This window comes from Paenibacillus sp. y28 (assembly GCF_037137075.1).
In the GTDB taxonomy this organism is placed as follows: Bacteria; Bacillota; Bacilli; order Paenibacillales; family NBRC-103111; genus JBBBNV01.
Window position 1 is genome coordinate 1 of the sequence record NZ_JBBBNV010000021.1, and the last position, 17453, is coordinate 17453.

15 protein-coding genes and 1 CRISPR repeat array are annotated in these 17453 nt (G+C 53.9%); of the genes, 4 read left to right on the top strand and 11 right to left on the bottom strand.

From position 1 onward, the window contains the following. Positions 1-491 precede the first annotated feature (491 nt). Positions 492-1118: a CRISPR direct-repeat array (repeat unit 32 nt; unit sequence GTTTCAATCCACGCACCTATACAAGGTGCGAC). 195 nt (positions 1119-1313) lie between these two features. Then, positions 1314-1955, bottom strand: coding sequence for a M15 family metallopeptidase (locus WBG83_RS15995; RefSeq protein WP_336746190.1), 642 nt, complete (start codon positions 1953-1955; stop codon positions 1314-1316). Positions 1956-2341: 386 nt separating this feature from the next. Here WBG83_RS15995 and WBG83_RS16000 point away from each other — a divergent pair, with 386 nt between their 5' ends. Then, on the top strand, positions 2342-3538 hold the full coding sequence (locus WBG83_RS16000; RefSeq protein WP_336746191.1) for an aminotransferase-like domain-containing protein: 1197 nt from the start codon (positions 2342-2344) through the stop codon (positions 3536-3538). Positions 3539-4000: 462 nt separating this feature from the next. Here WBG83_RS16000 and WBG83_RS16005 read toward each other — a convergent pair whose 3' ends face one another. Next, the gene (locus WBG83_RS16005; protein WP_336746192.1) at positions 4001-4501 is read right to left on the bottom strand and encodes a hypothetical protein; all 501 of its coding nucleotides are present in this window, start codon (positions 4499-4501) and stop codon (positions 4001-4003) included. A 192-nt stretch (positions 4502-4693) separates the two neighbouring features. Then, positions 4694-5572 carry a LysR family transcriptional regulator gene (locus tag WBG83_RS16010; protein ID WP_336746193.1) on the bottom strand — a complete coding sequence of 293 codons (879 nt, stop codon included), beginning with the start codon at positions 5570-5572 and terminating at the stop codon, positions 4694-4696. 290 nt (positions 5573-5862) lie between these two features. On the opposite strand from WBG83_RS16010, the gene WBG83_RS16015 reads away from it, so the two are divergent. Beyond that, positions 5863-7191, top strand: a complete 1329-nt coding sequence (locus WBG83_RS16015) for a purine/pyrimidine permease (protein WP_336746194.1) — start codon at positions 5863-5865, stop codon at positions 7189-7191. A gap of 479 nt (positions 7192-7670) precedes the next feature. On the opposite strand, the gene WBG83_RS22650 is transcribed toward WBG83_RS16015, so the two are convergent. The 8 genes from WBG83_RS22650 to WBG83_RS16055 form a co-directional block, all read right to left on the bottom strand. Further along, positions 7671-7805 carry a hypothetical protein gene (locus tag WBG83_RS22650; RefSeq protein ID WP_442955843.1) on the bottom strand — a complete coding sequence of 45 codons (135 nt, stop codon included), beginning with the start codon at positions 7803-7805 and terminating at the stop codon, positions 7671-7673. 288 nt (positions 7806-8093) lie between these two features. Continuing rightward, positions 8094-9086: a ketol-acid reductoisomerase gene (gene ilvC, locus WBG83_RS16025; protein ID WP_336746195.1), complete on the bottom strand. Its 993-nt coding sequence runs from the start codon at positions 9084-9086 to the stop codon at positions 8094-8096. A 168-nt stretch (positions 9087-9254) separates the two neighbouring features. Continuing rightward, a complete protein-coding gene (ilvN, locus tag WBG83_RS16030; RefSeq protein WP_336746196.1) occupies positions 9255-9749 on the bottom strand; it encodes an acetolactate synthase small subunit in 495 nt (164 codons plus the stop codon). Further along, a complete protein-coding gene (ilvB, locus tag WBG83_RS16035; RefSeq protein WP_336746197.1) occupies positions 9746-11494 on the bottom strand; it encodes a biosynthetic-type acetolactate synthase large subunit in 1749 nt (582 codons plus the stop codon). The genes ilvN and ilvB overlap by 4 nt, the downstream gene beginning before the upstream one ends. A 610-nt stretch (positions 11495-12104) precedes the next feature. Beyond that, entirely contained in the window at positions 12105-12464 is a 360-nt protein-coding gene (gene rplT / locus WBG83_RS16040) for a 50S ribosomal protein L20 (RefSeq protein WP_336746198.1), read from the bottom strand. Between the two features lie 40 nt (positions 12465-12504). Then, positions 12505-12699, bottom strand: a complete 195-nt coding sequence (rpmI, locus tag WBG83_RS16045; RefSeq protein WP_336746199.1) for a 50S ribosomal protein L35 — start codon at positions 12697-12699, stop codon at positions 12505-12507. Positions 12700-12724: 25 nt separating this feature from the next. After that, the gene (infC, locus tag WBG83_RS16050) at positions 12725-13225 is read right to left on the bottom strand and encodes a translation initiation factor IF-3 (protein WP_336746260.1); all 501 of its coding nucleotides are present in this window, start codon (positions 13223-13225) and stop codon (positions 12725-12727) included. 259 nt (positions 13226-13484) lie between these two features. Beyond that, entirely contained in the window at positions 13485-14726 is a 1242-nt protein-coding gene (locus tag WBG83_RS16055; RefSeq protein WP_336746200.1) for a glycosyltransferase family 2 protein, read from the bottom strand. Positions 14727-15530: 804 nt separating this feature from the next. Here WBG83_RS16055 and WBG83_RS16060 point away from each other — a divergent pair. Continuing rightward, complete coding sequence (locus tag WBG83_RS16060; protein WP_336746201.1) at positions 15531-16058, top strand: phosphatase PAP2 family protein; 528 nt, start codon at positions 15531-15533, stop codon at positions 16056-16058. 82 nt (positions 16059-16140) lie between these two features. Then, positions 16141-17259, top strand: coding sequence for an MGDG synthase family glycosyltransferase (locus tag WBG83_RS16065; RefSeq protein WP_442955844.1), 1119 nt, complete (start codon positions 16141-16143; stop codon positions 17257-17259). Positions 17260-17453: the final 194 nt, after the last annotated feature.

Genomic DNA, 17453 nt, shown 5'->3' on the forward strand with positions numbered 1-17453 from the left:
TTCGTGCTTTCAGTGTATCACATCGCTTGGTAAGATTAACCTGTTAACGTTGAGGTATTTGAGATTTTAAGCACTAGATAATAATTTAAGCAAACCCTTGTGCATCAAGATTTTTCATGCTCGGGCTCCGTTCACAATCGATATGAATTAACCACACAAATACGCAGTTCGTCCCCAATCCGTCCCCAAACAAACCAGCTCAAGAGGATTAGCCCTCTGAGCCGTTCAATCGGTGCTTCCGGATTTGATATCACTATCCCACATAGTCGGGCGTCTTCGAGACGGTTGACGTCTATAAGCGGCCGGTACGCTTAGGCGGCATGGCATTGGGTTTGGTTTGAAGATGGTATAGGAATTGAATACCCATAAATGCCCCAACCGGCTCCTTGCTGGCGGGGGCGTGTTTTTGAGAGACCGGGCTAATTGCTGTCAGTCCTTGCGCGTATGTAAGGTGCGACAGGTAACGTAGTTAAACCTATTACGCTTCCACTGTTTCAATCCACGCACCTATACAAGGTGCGACGAATGGATGTTAGTTTCTGACCTTGCGGAATATGTTTCAATCCACGCACCTATACAAGGTGCGACCGATGTCCTTGGTCGTGGCACTGACGCACCACAGTTTCAATCCACGCACCTATACAAGGTGCGACGGGCCAGTGTGCTGTCCGTGACCTCCTTCACCCGGTTTCAATCCACGCACCTATACAAGGTGCGACATTACGATTATTTAATTGGTAGGGGGATCAAAGGTTTCAATCCACGCACCTATACAAGGTGCGACATTTGAACATTCGTTTGTTCTAGCTTTGGTTCAACGTTTCAATCCACGCACCTATACAAGGTGCGACGACCCATTGGAGCAATCCGTTAAGGACTTTCTCCGGTTTCAATCCACGCACCTATACAAGGTGCGACTGCCACGCCAGCCAAATACGATGAGCTGTTCCTTAGTTTCAATCCACGCACCTATACAAGGTGCGACACAGTACTGGTATGACCCCCATCCAGCTCATGTTTGTTTCAATCCACGCACCTATACAAGGTGCGACCAACGCCGCTGTAGACGGCGACATTAGCGGCGAGGTTTCAATCCACGCACCTATACAAGGTGCGAAACGATATTAAGCACCATTCATATCAGTAGAGCATCAATTACACCCATTTTATATAACTTTCATTCCATAAAAGTATAAATCAATTCTTGACTTTTTAGCAAGCCATTGAAATACTACATAATTCGACAAAAGCTGCGGTGCGAATGATCCGGGAAAATCATGTGAGCTTCACATTCGCACCAGACATGGTTTATTTTACACCCCTACGCCAGCCTGCCTCGCCTGCACAATGATATTCAACCAGTCCAGCGCCGAGACGGTCAGCTTCCTGTTGTATGCCTTTTCCGCCCAGGTATAATCTGAAATCAGCCCCCTATGATACAGCCCGTCGAGCGCATCCCCAAGCTGCTTCCACTGCCAGTCTGCCTCAAAACTCAGCACCCTGTCCGTTTCTTCCTCCCCCGGCTCTGGCGGCTGTTGGCCAGCCAGCAAATCGTCAATGCTCAAACCAAATGTATATTCAAGGTGCGGGTAATCGACAAAGCTGGTCCAGTCGCCTCCCCAGGCAAAGCCAAATCCTTTGGCAAGCTCCGCAACTCGGCGCCAATCCGAATTGACCACCCAGGATGCACTGCCATCTGCATTGACCAAGCAATAATCCAGCGCCAGCCCATAGTTGTGGTAGCTGTAACCCCCTTTGGCGTTGGTGACAATAGCGCCGGCTGCTGTACGGCCTTGAGCATACAAGGCGTCTTGCTCCTCCACTGTGCGCAGCGTCTGCGTGATAAGCACGTCCATCCCCTCAGCCTCCACCAGCTGCAGCAGCTGGCGAGCAAGGGCGGCTACGGTCGGGTGCAGCAGGGCAATCCGCTGCTCATTTCGCGCATCGTATCTCATTTGGAATCGCCGCCTCCCTTCTTTTTCAAAACAGCTATTATTGGCATCATATGCGCGGACATGGGGAGCCCGAGGCGGCCATAGCTCTCGCTAATCAGCCCCCAAAAGCCCTTTCACTGGACAGTTCGCCTTCCTCCCGGGCTGCCATCACGCCTGTTATATGCTCCAAAGCAATCGCTGAAGCAAGCAGGCTCAAGCATATGCATACCGTTCTTCTGGTACCATTTACCGGGATGGTTGTCAGGAGCATCGAAGCCGCTGTCGCCCCCCCTACGCACCCACTCCCTTTTACTTAAAACTATGATAAAATGGGGGAATGTGATTACTAAGCAGTACCTATTATGAACTGTCCCGACTGATGCGGGATACCAACCAGGAGGCCGCACATGGATTTCGTATTCTCCCAAGCAACCCGCGGGCTGACATCTTCCGCTGTCCGCGAAATTTTAAAGCTTACCCAAGGCAACTCGGTCATCTCCTTTGCAGGCGGATTGCCGGCAGAGCAGTTTTTCCCGGTCCAGGCGATGCGCGATGCATTAAACCGGGTAATGGATCAAGGGCCGCGCGCCCTGCAGTACGGCCTGACCGAAGGCTTCACCCCGCTCCGTGAGCAATTGTGTGCCCGGATGGCCCGCAAAAACATGCACGTCACGCCGGATCACATGCTGCTGACAACCGGCTCCCAGCAATCGATTGATCTGCTGACCCGTGTGCTTCTGGACAAGGACGATGTCGTTCTCGTCGAGGACCCGACCTATCTGGCCTTCTTGCAGGTGCTGGGCAGCGCCCAGGCGCATCCTGTGAAGGTAGACGGGGACGAGCACGGCATGAATCTCGCCGATCTTGAAGCCAAAATCATCAAGCATAAACCGAAGCTGGTGTATGTCATCCCCACCTTCTCCAATCCGACCGGACGAGTATGGAACCTGGAACGCCGCCAAGGCATTGTGGATTTGTGCCGAAAGCACGGCGTGCTTATTTTCGAGGACGATCCGTACGGGGAAATCAAGTTCGACAGCGGGGAAAGCTTCCCCAGCCTGTTCTCTCTGGCCGGAAGCCCGGATGACAGCCACGTAGTATATACCAGCACCTTCTCCAAAACCGTCGCTCCTGCCGTACGCACCGGCTGGGTGATCGGAGATAAGCGGATAATCGGCATGATGACGCGGGCCAAGCAGGCTGCCGACCTCCACTCCAGCACACTGGACCAGCAAGCCCTGTATCAGCTGCTGTGCCATTTTGACCTGGACGCGCATATTACTACGATTCGTGACGAGTACAAGCGCAGAATGAAGCTGATGTACAGCCTGCTCAGCGAGCACAATATCCCGGGGCTGACATTCAGCGAGCCGAAGGGCGGCATGTTCTTCTGGGTAGAGCTGCCGGAATTCCTGGACGCCGAAGCGGTGCTGAAGCACGCCGTGACGGAAGGCGTAGCCTTCGTGCCGGGAACGCCGTTCTTTGCTCAGGAGCCGAAGCGCAATACGCTTCGCCTGAACTACACCTTTGCTGATGACGACACGATGGTTCGCGGCATGAATACGTTGGCCAACGTGTTCAAGCATTTCCTGCAAACCAAGTAAGACGCAGGCATTCCGCGCCCAAATAGCGGCTCCGCCATTTCTTTTGAATCAGGTGAAGCCCATGATAACAGCGGAATAATAAACAAACGCTCGCCAATCTCGGCAAAATAACTTCGCTTCAGCTGCAAAAGGCTGCACCCTCACCGCTTGAATGCGGAGGTGTGCAGCCTTTTATGTCCTCATCGGACGAGTATCGTCGGTGTAAAACATCCCTATAAACCATGACAGGCAGCGGACCATCGTCATACGGCGCCACACCGCTGGCCAGAAGCCGCGTACGGTTAGTTCCTGCTGGAAGCCGCACTACGCCTTCGCGGCCCTTCTCCGCCCCAGCCCAGGCTTAGGCCCGTCGAGCCCTCCGGCTCCCGCTTCTGCCAGGACCACCGTTCAGAAACAAGCTTCCCCGGCTAGCTCAGCTCTTTAGATTCCTTTTTCCTGTTACTCCAAAAATAGCTCTACCGGTTATTGGCCCCCGTTCAGCGCTTCAGAGCCGGACTCCGCGCCTTCACCGGGTCCATACTTCTTCGCCCAATCCAGTCTCCATTCCTGGAACGGCTTGTCTTGGATTTCCTCCAGCGTCCGGCCTTCCAGCGACCAGTAGCCTCCCGCCAGTACGGCCTTATGGGGATAGGACGTACCGCCGACAGGCCTGCCCTCCACCGTATAAACAAACACATCGACCTTGCCCTCGGACAACGGATGCTTGCGCACTATAAATTTCTCCACTTCGATGGTTTTGCCGATGTAATCGGCAGGCTCTGCCTGCTGCAAGCCCCAGTACACCATGTACGGAAGCTCTGTCAGCTTCTCTCTGGTAAGCACGTAGCTCTGCACCTGTCCCTCGTACGCGATTAACCGGTATCCCTTTTGCAGCAGAAGCCCGGCCGCTTCCGATTGCTTCCACTCCGGCTCCGTGCATCCGGCAAGCGCAATAATGAGCAGCAGCGCCAGCAATCCCCTCATCGTCATCCCCCTTCGCAAAACGGCACATCTCGGCACCGATTGTATTCACGCCGGACTGCGGACGAGTCTGTTCTCCCCAATTCCGTATATGCCTTCGCCTACAGCCTGCTATCATAGCGTTCAACTATACAAACGGCATTGCGCCCCTTCAAGCTGCGGCAATCTCATCCTCTTGATGCCGCGCTGCCGCGATTAGCTTTGCTGGAGCTTCAACAGCTCAAGAAAACGTTCGGCCGCTTTGGACAATTGATGATGCTTCAGCCAGATGACGCCGGAAGATGCCGTCAAAGCAAAATCCTGGATTCGGCACATCCGAATCGGGTAATTTTTAACCAGCCTCATCATTCCCTCCGGTACAATAGCAGCCCCAAAGCCGCCGGCCACAAGCTCCAGCAATACGCTGACATCCGAGCACTCGCACAAAATTTCCGGATCCAGCTGGTGACGGGCGAGCTCATCCAGAATCATATGATACAGACCCAGGCCCTCAATGCTCGGCATAATCAGCGGGTAATCCGCGAGTTGGGCAAAGGCAGCCTCATCTAACAGGGCCGGGCCTCCTGCCGGACACAAATAATAAAACCGCTCCGTCCGCAAATGCATGACCGCAAAATCCTCCAGATGAATCGGGAGGCGGACCAGCGCCAGCTCAATGACCCGCTCGCGAAGCAGCTTGCAGAGCTGACTGGATTCATTCTGCTGTATTTTGTAGCGGACGTGCGGATACTGCTCCTGAAATTGCAGCAGCACCTGAGGCAACGCCTCGTCGGAGATCGTATTAATGCCGATAGACAGCTTGCCTCGAAGCCCTTCTTCGCTCTCCTGTACCTCCTGCTCCGCCTGCTCCATCAGCTTCGTAATGGTCAGGGCATGCCGGTACAAAATATGGCCGGCCTCCGTCAGCTCCAAATATTTGCCGTGCCGTTGCACCAAGGCTACGCCAAGCTGCCGCTCCATCAGCTTCAGCTGCTGGCTTAAAGGGGGCTGCGCCATATGCAGCTTATGGGCGGCCGCCGTTATTTGCTTCGCTTCGGCGATTGCGATGAAATAGCGGAGCTGCCGAATATCCATCACAAGCCCTCCTTTCCATACAAAAATAATATTGAAAACCAATGAAATTAATATTTTTCATATAGCTGCTACCATGGTAGCATAAAACTGACTCTACACGTAAGGCGCTGTATTCAGCCAAAACTTGATATACCAGCGCTCTGCCGCGAAGCGCGCAAGCTCCTCGTACGCGGCGTTACGCTGGATGAGAACGGCCTTCAGACCGCATCACCGGTATCGGGCTCCTTTATGTTATGGGACGACCCATCCGGCCAAGCGGACCGCACGGACGCTTACAGAAAGGTGACAGCATGAATAAACAACAACTACGTGATTGCTTCGGTACGCTGCAATGGTTTATTTTTTTACTTGCCAATTCCGTCGCCCTGCCGATTGTCATTGGCAGTGTATTTCAGCTCTCAGCGGATGAAATCGCCTCGCTCCTGCAGCGGACCTTCTTCGTGGTAGGGGTCAGCTCGCTGCTGCAAGGCTGGATCGGCCACCGTTTGCCGCTGGCTGAAGGCCCGGCCGGGTCCTGGGTCAGCGTCTTCGTGATGATTGCCGGCACAGCGGTCCATAAGGGACAGGACATGCAGGAGGCGCTGCAATTCATCCAGGGAGGCTTGCTTACGGCAGGCATCGTGCTGCTGGTGCTGGGCCTGACCGGCCTGATGCGCCGGCTGCTGGCGCTGTTCACCCCGCTCGTCACCGGCACCTTCCTGTTCATACTCGCTTTGCAGCTCAGCGGTGTGTTTATTAAAGGAATGGCCGGTATTCAAGGGAACGCCGGACAGCCGGATTACGGCACGGCACTCATCGCCTTCGGCGTATTTTTCCTGGTCATTCTGATTTCCATGAAGGGCTTCAGCTGGCTAAAAAATTACGCTGTGCTTACCGGCATTTTGGCCGGCTGGGCCGTATTCGCCCTGCTCGGAAAGCAGCCCCCCGGCTTCTCATCAGGCGGAGCGCTCCTGCAGCTGCCGGAGGTGTGGGCGTGGGGGATGCCGCGGCTGGAATCCGGCGTGCTGATCATGAGCATGCTCTTCACGCTTACGCTGGTGTCCAACAGCATTGCAGCCGTCTCGGCCGTACAGCAGGTCGCTCCTGACTCGAAGCTTACACTGGAAAAAGCCATCGACCGGGGCGGCATCGGGGGCGGCATTTCCCATCTGCTCGCTTCAACCTTCTCGTCCGTCGGCATCGTTCCGCTGCCGGTATCCGCCGGGTTCATCCGGCTCACCCAGCAATCGCGGCGCCTGCCTTTTCTAATCGCCTGTGCCGGTCTGGTTGCTATCTCCCTGGCGCCGGGACTCGTCCGCTGGCTGGCTCTGCTGCCGGGACCCGTAGCGAACGCCGTGCTGATGGCTTCCTTGGTGCAGATGATTATTTTGGCTTTTCAATCCCTATTGAAGGATCATCCGGACCAGCGCAAGCTAACCATCTTCGGTATGACTTTGCTGCTGAGCATCGGCCTGATGTCGTTCCCGGCGGAAGCCTTTGCAGGACTGCCTTCCGTCCTGCAATATATTGCGGGCAACAGCCTGCTGTTCGGCACAATGCTCGTTATAATTCTGGACCGCCTCTGGAAGCCTGCCGCTTCGGGGCCGCACCGGGAAGAACAAGCCGTCGCTTCCAGATAATGCGTCACCGGGTTACGCCATGGCTGCCGGTACGCTTATATGTATGGATCACGCCATGCAAATCCCTGGCGCGCCTCTTGTACTCACTATGGCTTCCCGCTGCACCAAGGAAGTATACTCTGATTTCAGATCCATGCTTGCCGCGGGTTATAGTGAATACCGATCTTATTTATCCGGAGCAAAACAAAATCCCCTGCTTCAGTGAATGCTCACCGAAAGCAGGGGATTTTATTTTTTTTGAACCTGTACATCTAACTTCACAACTGCCTGAATCCGCAGGGGAAGCCCAAAACCCGAATACTCGCACTCGACTATCTCAGCGTCCGTTCCGGCAGTTTATTAGATCCAAATTTGTCGGAGCGTTTGAGGCTGCCTCTCTTGCACTTGTCAAACAAACGGTTCTCCGCATCAATGTACGCTTTCGTGCTGGCTTCAAGGATATCTGTGCTCATGCCGCGGTCTTGGGCAGACACATCGTTCTAATTCAGCACCACATGCACCTCGCCAAGCATATCCTTCCCGTGCGACACCGATTTAATCGTGTAATCGTCCAGTTCAGCCTCTTCGCCTGACGTCTTGTCAATCCACCTTATCGATCGCATCGAGGGAGACATTGCCAATCGCAGCTTCCTCAGGAACGCCACCGTCCTGCTTGTGGATGCGCGCTGTTGCTGCAAAGAGGCTGGCCGGGAGAATCCCTCCCGGCCAGCCTATGACTTTCCTTGCTTAATATGTAATGAACCGCTCTGCCTCCGGCTGCAGCTGCAGCGAGAAGGGCAGAACGGTTCACAATAAAGACCGGCAGCTGGCCGCCTTCGGCCGTACGGGGCTTCACTTAACAGCTCCGCTCCATACCGGTTCTCAGGCAGCCGGCGTACCGGGCTTGGTTAGACTATAACAGCTTACTTCTTGATCCAGTGCATCAGGCCGCGAAGCTGGCCGCCCACTTGCTCGATGGGATGCTCGGATTCCAGACGGCGGGTTGCAGTCAGGAATGCACGGCCGGATTGGTTTTCCAAGATGAAGTCGCGTGCGAATTTACCTTGTTGGATATCCGACAGCACGTTTTTCATTTCTTTCTTGGTTTCTTCCGTGATAATGCGGCGTCCGGTTACGTAGTCACCGTATTCAGCCGTGTTGCTGATGGAGTGGCGCATGGAAGCCAGACCGCCTTCATACATCAGGTCAACGATGAGCTTCAGCTCATGCAAGCACTCGAAGTATGCGATTTCCGGCTCGTAGCCTGCTTCGATCAACGTTTCGAAACCAGCTTTTACCAGCTCGGAAGTACCGCCGCAAAGAACTGCTTGCTCACCGAACAGGTCGGTTTCAGTTTCTTCACGGAATGTAGTTTGGATAACCCCTGCACGTGTGCAGCCAATCCCTTTAGCATAAGCCAGACCGATAGCCTGCGCTTGGCCGGAAGCGTCTTGTTGAACAGCGATCAGCCCTGGTACGCCAAAGCCCTCAACGTATACACGGCGAACCATGTGACCTGGGGATTTTGGTGCAACCATCAATACGTCTTTGTCTGCGGACGGTACGATTTGTCCGAAGTGAACGTTGAAGCCGTGGGAGAATACAAGAGCTGCGCCTTGTTTCAGGTTCGGCTCGATTTCGTTTTTGTATACGGAAGCTTGCGTCTCGTCAGGCATCAGGATTTGTACAACATCCGCTTTGCGGGTTGCATCAGCAACGGACAGAACCTCGAAGCCGTCGTTTTTCGCTTGCTCGAAGGATTTGCCTTCACGAAGACCGATAACGACATTCAGACCGCTGTCACGCAGGTTTTGCGCTTGGGCATGTCCTTGGCTGCCGTAGCCGATAATTGCAATCGTTTTGCCTTTCAATACGCTGAGGTCTGCATCTTTTTCGTAGAACATTGTTACTGCCATGAATGAATTGCCTCCTTTGATTTTAAAAACCCCATGAGTGGGCGTTTGAATGAAGGCAGTGCCCGCCTCTCGCTCAAACCCCCACTCATAGTGGGGAAAAATTAATGACGCTTTATGCAGCTCGTGCCTGCATCCGAGCAGCTTGCTTTCGCTTTCGCCGGGTAAAGTCTAGCCTTTCATTCCCCGGGTCATCGCAGTTACACCGGTGCGGGACAGCTCGCGAATGCCATACGGCTTCAGCAGCTCTACCATCGCATCGATTTTGTCGGTATCGCCGACAACTTGTACAATAATCGTCGTTGGCGCGATATCGACTACGGCCGCGCGGAAGGTTTCCACGACGCCGAGAATTTCCGGACGAATTCCCGGATCGGCGTTGACCTTAATCAGCGCCAGCTCACGGGCCACCATCGGGTTGGAGCTGAGGTCTACGACCTTGATGACATCAATCAGCTTGTAGAGCTGCTTGGACACCTGCTCCAGTGTTTTCTCGTCACCGGACGTCTCTACAATCATCCGGGAGAGCCCCTGCTCCTCCGAGGCCCCCACAGTGATGCTGTCGATATTGAAGCCGCGGCGTCCGAACAGGCCGGATACACGCTGCAGTACGCCAGGCTGGTTATTTACAAGAACGGATATGGTATGTTTTCTAGTCGCACTCATTCCGAATCCCCCATTATCATCGTTTCGACATCGATCGTATTGCCCTGAGTGACCATCGGGTAGACGTTCTCTCCTTTGCGGACAACGAACTCGACCAGCACTGGACCGGGGGTGTCGAGCGCTTCCTTCCATACGCGGCTTGCCTCTTCCTTGTTGCTTGCGCGCAAGCCTTTGACACCATAGGCCTCAGCCAGCTTTACAAAATCCGGGCTGCCCGCCAGGTCAATGTGGCTGTAGCGGTTATCATAAATGATTTCCTGCCATTGGCGCACCATTCCGAGCACCTGATTGTTAATCACGACAATCTTGACCGGGATGTTGTTAATGGCGCAAATCGCCAGCTCCTGAGAGCACATCTGCATGCCGCCGTCCCCGTTGATGGAAACGACCGTACGATCCGGATGAGCCACCTGCGCGCCGATAGCGGACGGGAAGCCGAAGCCCATCGTGCCAAGGCCGCCGGATGTAATCAGCGAACGCGGATGATTGAAGCGGTAATACTGCGCAGCCCACATTTGATGCTGGCCTACGTCGGTCGTTACGATCGCCTCGCCCTTGGTCGTTTCATTAATCATTTCAATGACGTACTGCGGCTTGAGCTCCGTCTCCGAATCCGCATAGCGCAGCGGGAAATCGTTCCGCTTCTGCTGCACTTCAGCGACCCAAGCTTCGGAATTCGCTTTTTTCACCTTCAGGTTAGCCAGCTGCAGTACCGCCTTCACATCGCCGACTACCGGGATGGACGTGCTGACGATTTTGCCGACCTCGGCCGGGTCTACATCGATATGCACGATATGCTTCGCTTTCGGCGCGAAGCCGTCCACCTTCATCGTTACCCGGTCGTCAAAGCGGGCGCCGATGCCAATGAGCAAATCGCAATTTTGCAGCGCATAGTTCGATGCTACCGATCCGTGCATGCCCGGCATACCGACCCACAGGTCGTTAGCGCTCGGGAAGCCGCCCAGACCAAGCAGGGTGGTCGTTACCGGAATGCCGCCCTTCTCGGCAAATTCCAGCAGCTCCTTCGACGCTCCGCCGTATACAACTCCGCCCCCAGCCAGAATGAGCGGACGCTCCGCTTCTTCCAGCGCCTTGAGCATCTTGTCCACCTGAAGCTTGTTCGGCTGAACGGTAGGGTTGTAGCCGCGGATGCTTACGGAATCCGGAAACTCAAAACGGGTGGTCTGATTGGAGACGTCCTTCGGAATGTCCACCAGTACCGGCCCTTTGCGGCCCGTCGAAGCGATATGGAACGCTTCGCGGATAATCCGCGGCAGGTCCTTGGCATCGCGTACCAGATAGCTGTGCTTCGTGATCGGCATCGTAATGCCGGTGATGTCCGCTTCCTGGAATGCATCCGTGCCAATCACGCTGGTCGCGACGTTACCGGTGATGACCACCAGCGGCACCGAATCCATGTAAGCCGTCGCTATCCCTGTGACCAGGTTCGTTGCCCCCGGGCCGGATGTTGCGATACAGACCCCTACTTTGCCTGTGGAACGGGCGTAGCCGTCGGCAGCGTGAATCGCCCCTTGCTCATGGCGGGTCAAAATATGTTTAAAGTCAGGATTCCCGTGCATGGCGTCATAAATGTACAGCACTGCGCCGCCCGGATAACCGAATACGCAATCTACGCCCTCCAACAACAGGCTGCGCAGCAATACTTCCGAACCGGTCAGCATATCCGGCTGCAGCAGCTTTTCGCGGTCTACACCTTGAACCAACTGGCGATCTTGAACACTCATAAGTGTACCTCCTTCTCGATTTGTGAAAACCGGCAATCTGGCCCGTTATAAGATGAAACGGAATCTCAAGCGCAGCGGGCGCGCCCGTCACAGCCCTGTCCTCCAAATTCATACAAAAAACCCCTCTCATCCCGGACACGAATATACGCATCTTGCGGGACGAAAGGGGTTGATCTTCCGTGGTACCACCCAAGTTTGTCATGTATCTCACGATACATAACCTCAATAGGTCAAAGCCGAATGAAAGCACAAGCTTCCGCTGCTAGCAAGCGTCGCTATTTGCGCCGGCTTAACCTTTGGCACCGTAACGTGTGCCACTCCGATTTTCCCTACTGGCCAATCACATCGCCAAAAGCAAAGCCTTCAGCGTGACTGCTGTTCAGGAAAACAGCTCCGAGGTGAGCTCGTCATTAAGGGATTAAGGCATTGGTTTCAGCTAATCCTTTGCTCTCTGAGACATAAGAGCCCTTAATACTTCGTCCTCTTCATAGCCGATATCAGTAATACATTGCTTATGAATACAATCAATTATATATAGCCGAGGGACGTTCGTCAAGGCCTTTTCCAGCCAATTCGTTCGTCCCCCGAAAAAACATGATTTCTTAAATTATTACGCGTTCAGCTTCAGCTTTGCAGCTGCTGCCAAATCGGAGAATGCTTTGCTGTCATTAACCGCCAGATCAGCAAGGATTTTGCGGTTGATTTCGATGCCGGCCAATTTCAGACCGAACATCAATTTGTTGTAGCTCAGGCCGTTCGTGCGGGCAGCCGCGTTGATACGCACGATCCACAATTTGCGGAAGTTGCGTTTTGTTTGACGGCGGTCGCGGAATGCATACATGCCGGACTTCATCACTTGCTGATTCGCCATCTTGAATAAGCGGTGCTTCGCGCCAAAGTAACCTTTCGCCAGCTTCAAAATCTTTTTATGTCTACGACGGGTAACGAATCCGCCTTTTACTCTTGCCATAGTATTGACCTCCTAAAAATATTGTTCGAAATAGAAATTCTTATTTGTGCATCAGTTGCTTGATGCGTTTTACATCGCCCGGCTCCATGATGAACGTGCCGCGCAGGCTGCGTTTTTGTCTTGCGCTTTTACCGAGCAGCAAGTGGTTTCTGTACGCTTTGTAACGGGTGATTTTCCCGGTTCCAGTCACTTTGAAACGGTCTTTGATGCTGCTGTGTGTTTTCATTTTCGGCATAATGCTTACCTCCTGCTTATTTGAACTATTGTTGTTGTTTCGGCGCCAAAATCATAATCATGCTGCGCCCTTCCAGCTTCGGCTTGCGCTCGGAAACCGAGATTTCCTCAACTTCCTTGGCAACACGCTCGAGCACCCGCTGCCCGATGGAGGCATGCGTAATTTCCCGGCCGCGGAAACGGACACTGCACTTGACCTTGTCCCCTTCATTCAGGAACTTAACGACATTGCGCAATTTCGTCTGAAAGTCATGCTCGTCAATGGTAGCGCTGAACCGCACTTCCTTGAGTTCCACAATCTTTTGATTTTTGCGCGCTTCTTTTTCTTTTTTCTGCAGCTCGTAGCGGTATTTGCCGTAATCCATGATGCGGCATACCGGCGGTTTCGCGGTTGGCGCCACGTTAACCAAATCGAGCCCGCTGTCTGCGGCCATCTGCAACGCGTCCCGAATCGATTTGATGCCGATTTGCTCCCCGTCCGAACCGACAAGGCGAACTTCCTTGGCACGAATCTCTTCGTTAATCATATGATCCTTACTGATAATGCTCCACCTCCGAAATAAGCTGTTTTCATCCAAAATAAAAAGATGCGAGCATACGTGCGCCCACATCTCAAGTTCTCATCAAGCCCCATATGTATCATGGCGTGAAAAAGAATAACTCATGAACCAGCCAACGAGCAATGTCGGCAGGTGAGAAGCGGGCGCTTCTGCTTTGTTTCACATACAGATTACTATAACACAACCAAAAGCCCGGTGTCAACGTGGACACCGGGCTTTTCTGTATTTAGCTGACTTGCTTGCTCTGCACGTCCTCCAGACGAATGACGCGGGTATGCTGGGTATGGCTCCACTGCTTGTTGTTCTGGGTAAAAAAGGCATGCAGCGTAATCGGATACCACGACAGCAGGTAAAGCGGGAACATAATAAGCGACAAGTACGTCTTCCACGATCTTACGTTTTCCAGCAGCAGCGCCAGCGGGAATTGCAAGTAAATGACAATGGTCAGTGTTGCGACCAGGCCTTGCGGCACGTGCTCATACAGGGAGGTGAAATGGTTCGTTCCCGGCATAAGCGCATCCCCCCAAAGAATAGCGCTGAAAATAAAACTGAACAGCACGTTATATACATTCAAGCTGTAAATGGCGGTGTCGATTTTGGCCCAGCTCCGCTCCTTGAGCCCCTGCCACATCAGAGGGAAGAAGTAGCGGCGAGCCACCTCGAAGTGCCCCTGCATCCAGCGCAGACGCTGGCGGGCCGACGCTCTGAACGTAAGCGGCTTCTCGTCGTAAACCTTGGCCTCGTAGTTAAAATACGGATTGATTCCCCGCTGTACGCAGCGGACGGTGAATTCCAGGTCTTCCACAAGGCTTGTTGCGCCCCAGCCCATTTCTTTGAGCAGCGCCGCTTCAAAGCACATCCCGGTACCGCCCAGAAAGTTGGCCAGCCCCAGGTTCGTGCGCGGGTTCTGCCACAGGCGATTGCAGTACCAATAAGTGATGGCATACGCCTCGGTAATCCAGGAATCGTGCGGGTTCTTGGTATCCAGATAAGCCTGGATTACACGTTTGCCCGAGCACAAATCATTATTCATATGCTGCAGGAAATCCGGATTTACGAGGTTATCGGCATCCAGAATGACGACGCCGTCGTAGGCTTTCGGCATTTTCCACAGCTGCTTCAGCATCCATTCGATAGCATAGCCTTTGCCGCGAAGGGTCGGGTTGCTGCGCTCGCAGGCAATCGCCCCCAGCTCGCGGGTAATATCTGCGGTACGGTCGGTGCAATTGTCACAAATGACAAGCACATCGTACAGCTCTTTCGGGTAATCCAGCTTCTTTAAATTTTCCAGCAGTGCGCCAACGACCTGCTCCTCGTTGTGAGCAGCCACCAGAATGGCGAATCTTTTCTGCGGTGAATGTTGCATCGATGCTTTGTTGCGGCGCCAGCCGAAAAACGTAAGAAACAGCTGATACCCTCCGAGCAGCGCAAGTAAAGCCTGCACAGCCACTACGATCATGTCCAGCATTTGCCAATGCCCCCTTTTTAAAGACCCATTTTTTCTTTTTCTCTCTACATATGCTTCGCCGGTTTTTCCGGCTTTGTGTCCTTCACCGCATCTTGCTGCAGCCGATACTGATTTTCCTCCCTTTCCATGGATTTGTCAAAGGCGATATTTGCTTTACCAGCCCCGGATCCAGGAAATTTCCTTACATTTCTCCATACAAGCGGCAGACAGATGCGTGCTAGGCCTATTATGTCTTATTTTCATCCAATTGCTTCATTTTTAGCCGTCCAGGTTGGAACAGCCTGCCAATGTTGTCCATTATAGACCACCGGAAAGCGGAATAACAACCGGATGAAGGTCCTAATACCCGCCCGACCAATTAACCATTTTGCCGTCAATTGGGGCGGCAGCGCCCTTTATTCGACATCAACGCCATGGACAGAAGCTGTTCCGGCCACTGCAATGAAGCGCTTGTTTAACAGCCGAGCGCACGGCCGGGCGCCGGGATGACCTTTCTGTGCGGGCTTTCTGTAACAAGCTTGCAGCATCCCGAGTTTGAGCTTCGGCATCAGTATCAGCATCTATGACGGCCTCTGCGCAGGCTGCGGCGCAAGGCAGGGCAGACCCATGACGCCCTACCCTTATGTACGTATTCGTCCTCGAAACAGTTGCAGTTATGTGGCAGCTGCCCCAGAAGTTTATTATTTTTTTATCCCGAAGTTAATTCTGCTTTAACAATCGCCCGGTACAATGAGCTTGTAGTTCTCCGGATCATTTATAAAGCAATCTTGTTCGCGGCTTAGGCCCGAAAGGAGCGATTCTTCTATGAACCGTGTTGTCGTCTGGCTCCGCGCTCATGAACAGCGCATGTTTATGTGGGTAAACCAGCGGCTTCATCACCGCGCTTTAAATACGTTTTTCTCGGCCGCTACCCATTTGGGCGGGGCCACCTTTACGATCGCCAGCTCTCTGGTGCTGGGGATCGCCGGAAAAGGGGCCGTCGGTCTTGCCGGCTGGCAGGCTCTTGCCGCCCTGGCTGCAAGCCATGTGCCTGTCGCGGTATGCAAAAGGGCTTTTCCCCGGCTAAGGCCGTATCAGGTATGGCCTCAAACGAAAACCGGCAGAAATCCGCTGGCCGATCATTCCTTCCCATCCGGACATACGACTGCTATATTTTCCCTGGTCGTGCCATTCTCTCTCCTTCACCCCGGCCTTGCCGCCGCTCTGCTTCCGCTGGCGACCCTGGTCGGCTTGTCCCGGATGTATCTCGGCCTTCATTACCCTTCCGACTGTCTGGTCGGCATGGCGCTCGGCTCTTCGGCCGGCTTCATCTCCGCCGCCGTTTTGGGATAGCATAAACTGGGTATATTGGTTACAAAGCGCCGGTGATGCGTCTTTATCTTACCGATATACAGACAGGATGGGTGACGTCCAATTGAGGAAAAAACGAATTCTGATTTTGTCCGAAGGCTTCGGCGCTGGACATACGCGGGCCGCACAGGCGCTTGCTGTCGGAATGCGACAGCTTTCCCCGGGGTTGCAAACGAAGGTGATGGAGCTCGGGGCCTTTCTCCACCCTACGCTGGCTCCGCTGATTTTCTCGGCCTACCGCAAAACGGTTACATCGCAGCCAAGGCTGTACGGCTATGTTTACCGCAAGCAGTATAAAAAATCATTGAATCGGCTTAGCCAGCTCGCGCTTCATCGGATTTGTTACGCGCAGGCGGCGGCTGTCATCCGTCAGCTTCATCCCGATGCGATCGTCTGCACCCATCCGTTCCCGAATATTGTAATTTCCCGTCTGAAACGATGCGGACTCGCCATACCGCTTTATACAGTCATTACCGATTATGATGCCCACGGCGCCTGGATTAGCCGTGAAGTGAACAAGTACCTGGTCTCCTCGAAGGAGGTCCAGACCAAGCTCCTGCGCCGGGGCGTGCCCGCCGATCAGGTGGAAGTGACCGGTATTCCGGTTCATCCGAGCTTCTGGGAATCCCACAACAAAGAAGAACTGCGGAGCCGCTTCGGGCTGAAGCCCATTCCTACCGTGCTTGTCATGGGCGGCGGCTGGGGAATGGTTCAGCCGGAGGAGTGGTTCTATGATATGACCTGCTGGCGGGAGCAGATTCAGCTTGTAATTTGCCTGGGCAGCAATGAGAAGCTGCGGGCCAGATTAGCCGGAGATTCCCGGTTTCACCATCCGAACATCCGGCTCCTGGGATTTTCGAGGGAAATCGACAAATGGATGGAGGTCGCAGATCTGCTCATTACAAAACCGGGCGGCATGACCTGCACGGAAGGGCTCGCTAAAGGGCTTCCGATGCTGTTCTATAATCCGATTCCCGGCCAGGAAGAGGAGAACTGCCACTATTTTCAGCAGCTTGGCTTCGGGGATCAGATTCGGTCCGCCCGTACTGTTCATCAATCGTTCGAGCGGCTGCTAGCCGAATATCCAGACCGGTCCGAGCCGGATACTAGCCGGCGGCACACGCCCATGCCCTACAATCCGGTAAGCTGCTCCCGGGCCATATTGCATTTCGTGCAGGGGTAAACGCGGAGCTCGACCAGCCGCCCGGAGGCTTTCGGACACGTGTCCGAAAAGCCTCGCGTATTTACACAAGTTAAAAAGCCACCGGAACAGCCCCCGTGAAGCGCTCCCCTTATGTATGGTATATGGTAGACAGTTGAAATAAAAAAACTGTTTACGGTTTTACTGCAAGGTGGAGCCTATCACTGTGTAGCAGG

Bases quoted from the DNA above. Each gene is read 5' to 3' on its own strand.
- WBG83_RS15995 (WP_336746190.1), bottom strand. From the start codon at position 1,955: ATGAGATACGATGCGCGAAATGAGCAGCGGATTGCCCTGCTGCACCCG.
- WBG83_RS16000 (WP_336746191.1), top strand. From the start codon at position 2,342: ATGGATTTCGTATTCTCCCAAGCAACCCGCGGGCTGACATCTTCCGCT.
- WBG83_RS16005 (WP_336746192.1), bottom strand. From the start codon at position 4,501: ATGAGGGGATTGCTGGCGCTGCTGCTCATTATTGCGCTTGCCGGATGC.
- WBG83_RS16010 (WP_336746193.1), bottom strand. From the start codon at position 5,572: ATGGATATTCGGCAGCTCCGCTATTTCATCGCAATCGCCGAAGCGAAG.
- WBG83_RS16015 (WP_336746194.1), top strand. From the start codon at position 5,863: ATGAATAAACAACAACTACGTGATTGCTTCGGTACGCTGCAATGGTTT.
- WBG83_RS22650 (WP_442955843.1), bottom strand. From the start codon at position 7,805: ATGTCTCCCTCGATGCGATCGATAAGGTGGATTGACAAGACGTCAGGC.
- ilvC (WP_336746195.1), bottom strand. From the start codon at position 9,086: ATGGCAGTAACAATGTTCTACGAAAAAGATGCAGACCTCAGCGTATTG.
- ilvN (WP_336746196.1), bottom strand. From the start codon at position 9,749: ATGAGTGCGACTAGAAAACATACCATATCCGTTCTTGTAAATAACCAG.
- ilvB (WP_336746197.1), bottom strand. From the start codon at position 11,494: ATGAGTGTTCAAGATCGCCAGTTGGTTCAAGGTGTAGACCGCGAAAAG.
- rplT (WP_336746198.1), bottom strand. From the start codon at position 12,464: ATGGCAAGAGTAAAAGGCGGATTCGTTACCCGTCGTAGACATAAAAAG.
- rpmI (WP_336746199.1), bottom strand. From the start codon at position 12,699: ATGCCGAAAATGAAAACACACAGCAGCATCAAAGACCGTTTCAAAGTG.
- infC (WP_336746260.1), bottom strand. From the start codon at position 13,225: ATGATTAACGAAGAGATTCGTGCCAAGGAAGTTCGCCTTGTCGGTTCG.
- WBG83_RS16055 (WP_336746200.1), bottom strand. From the start codon at position 14,726: ATGCTGGACATGATCGTAGTGGCTGTGCAGGCTTTACTTGCGCTGCTC.
- WBG83_RS16060 (WP_336746201.1), top strand. From the start codon at position 15,531: ATGAACCGTGTTGTCGTCTGGCTCCGCGCTCATGAACAGCGCATGTTT.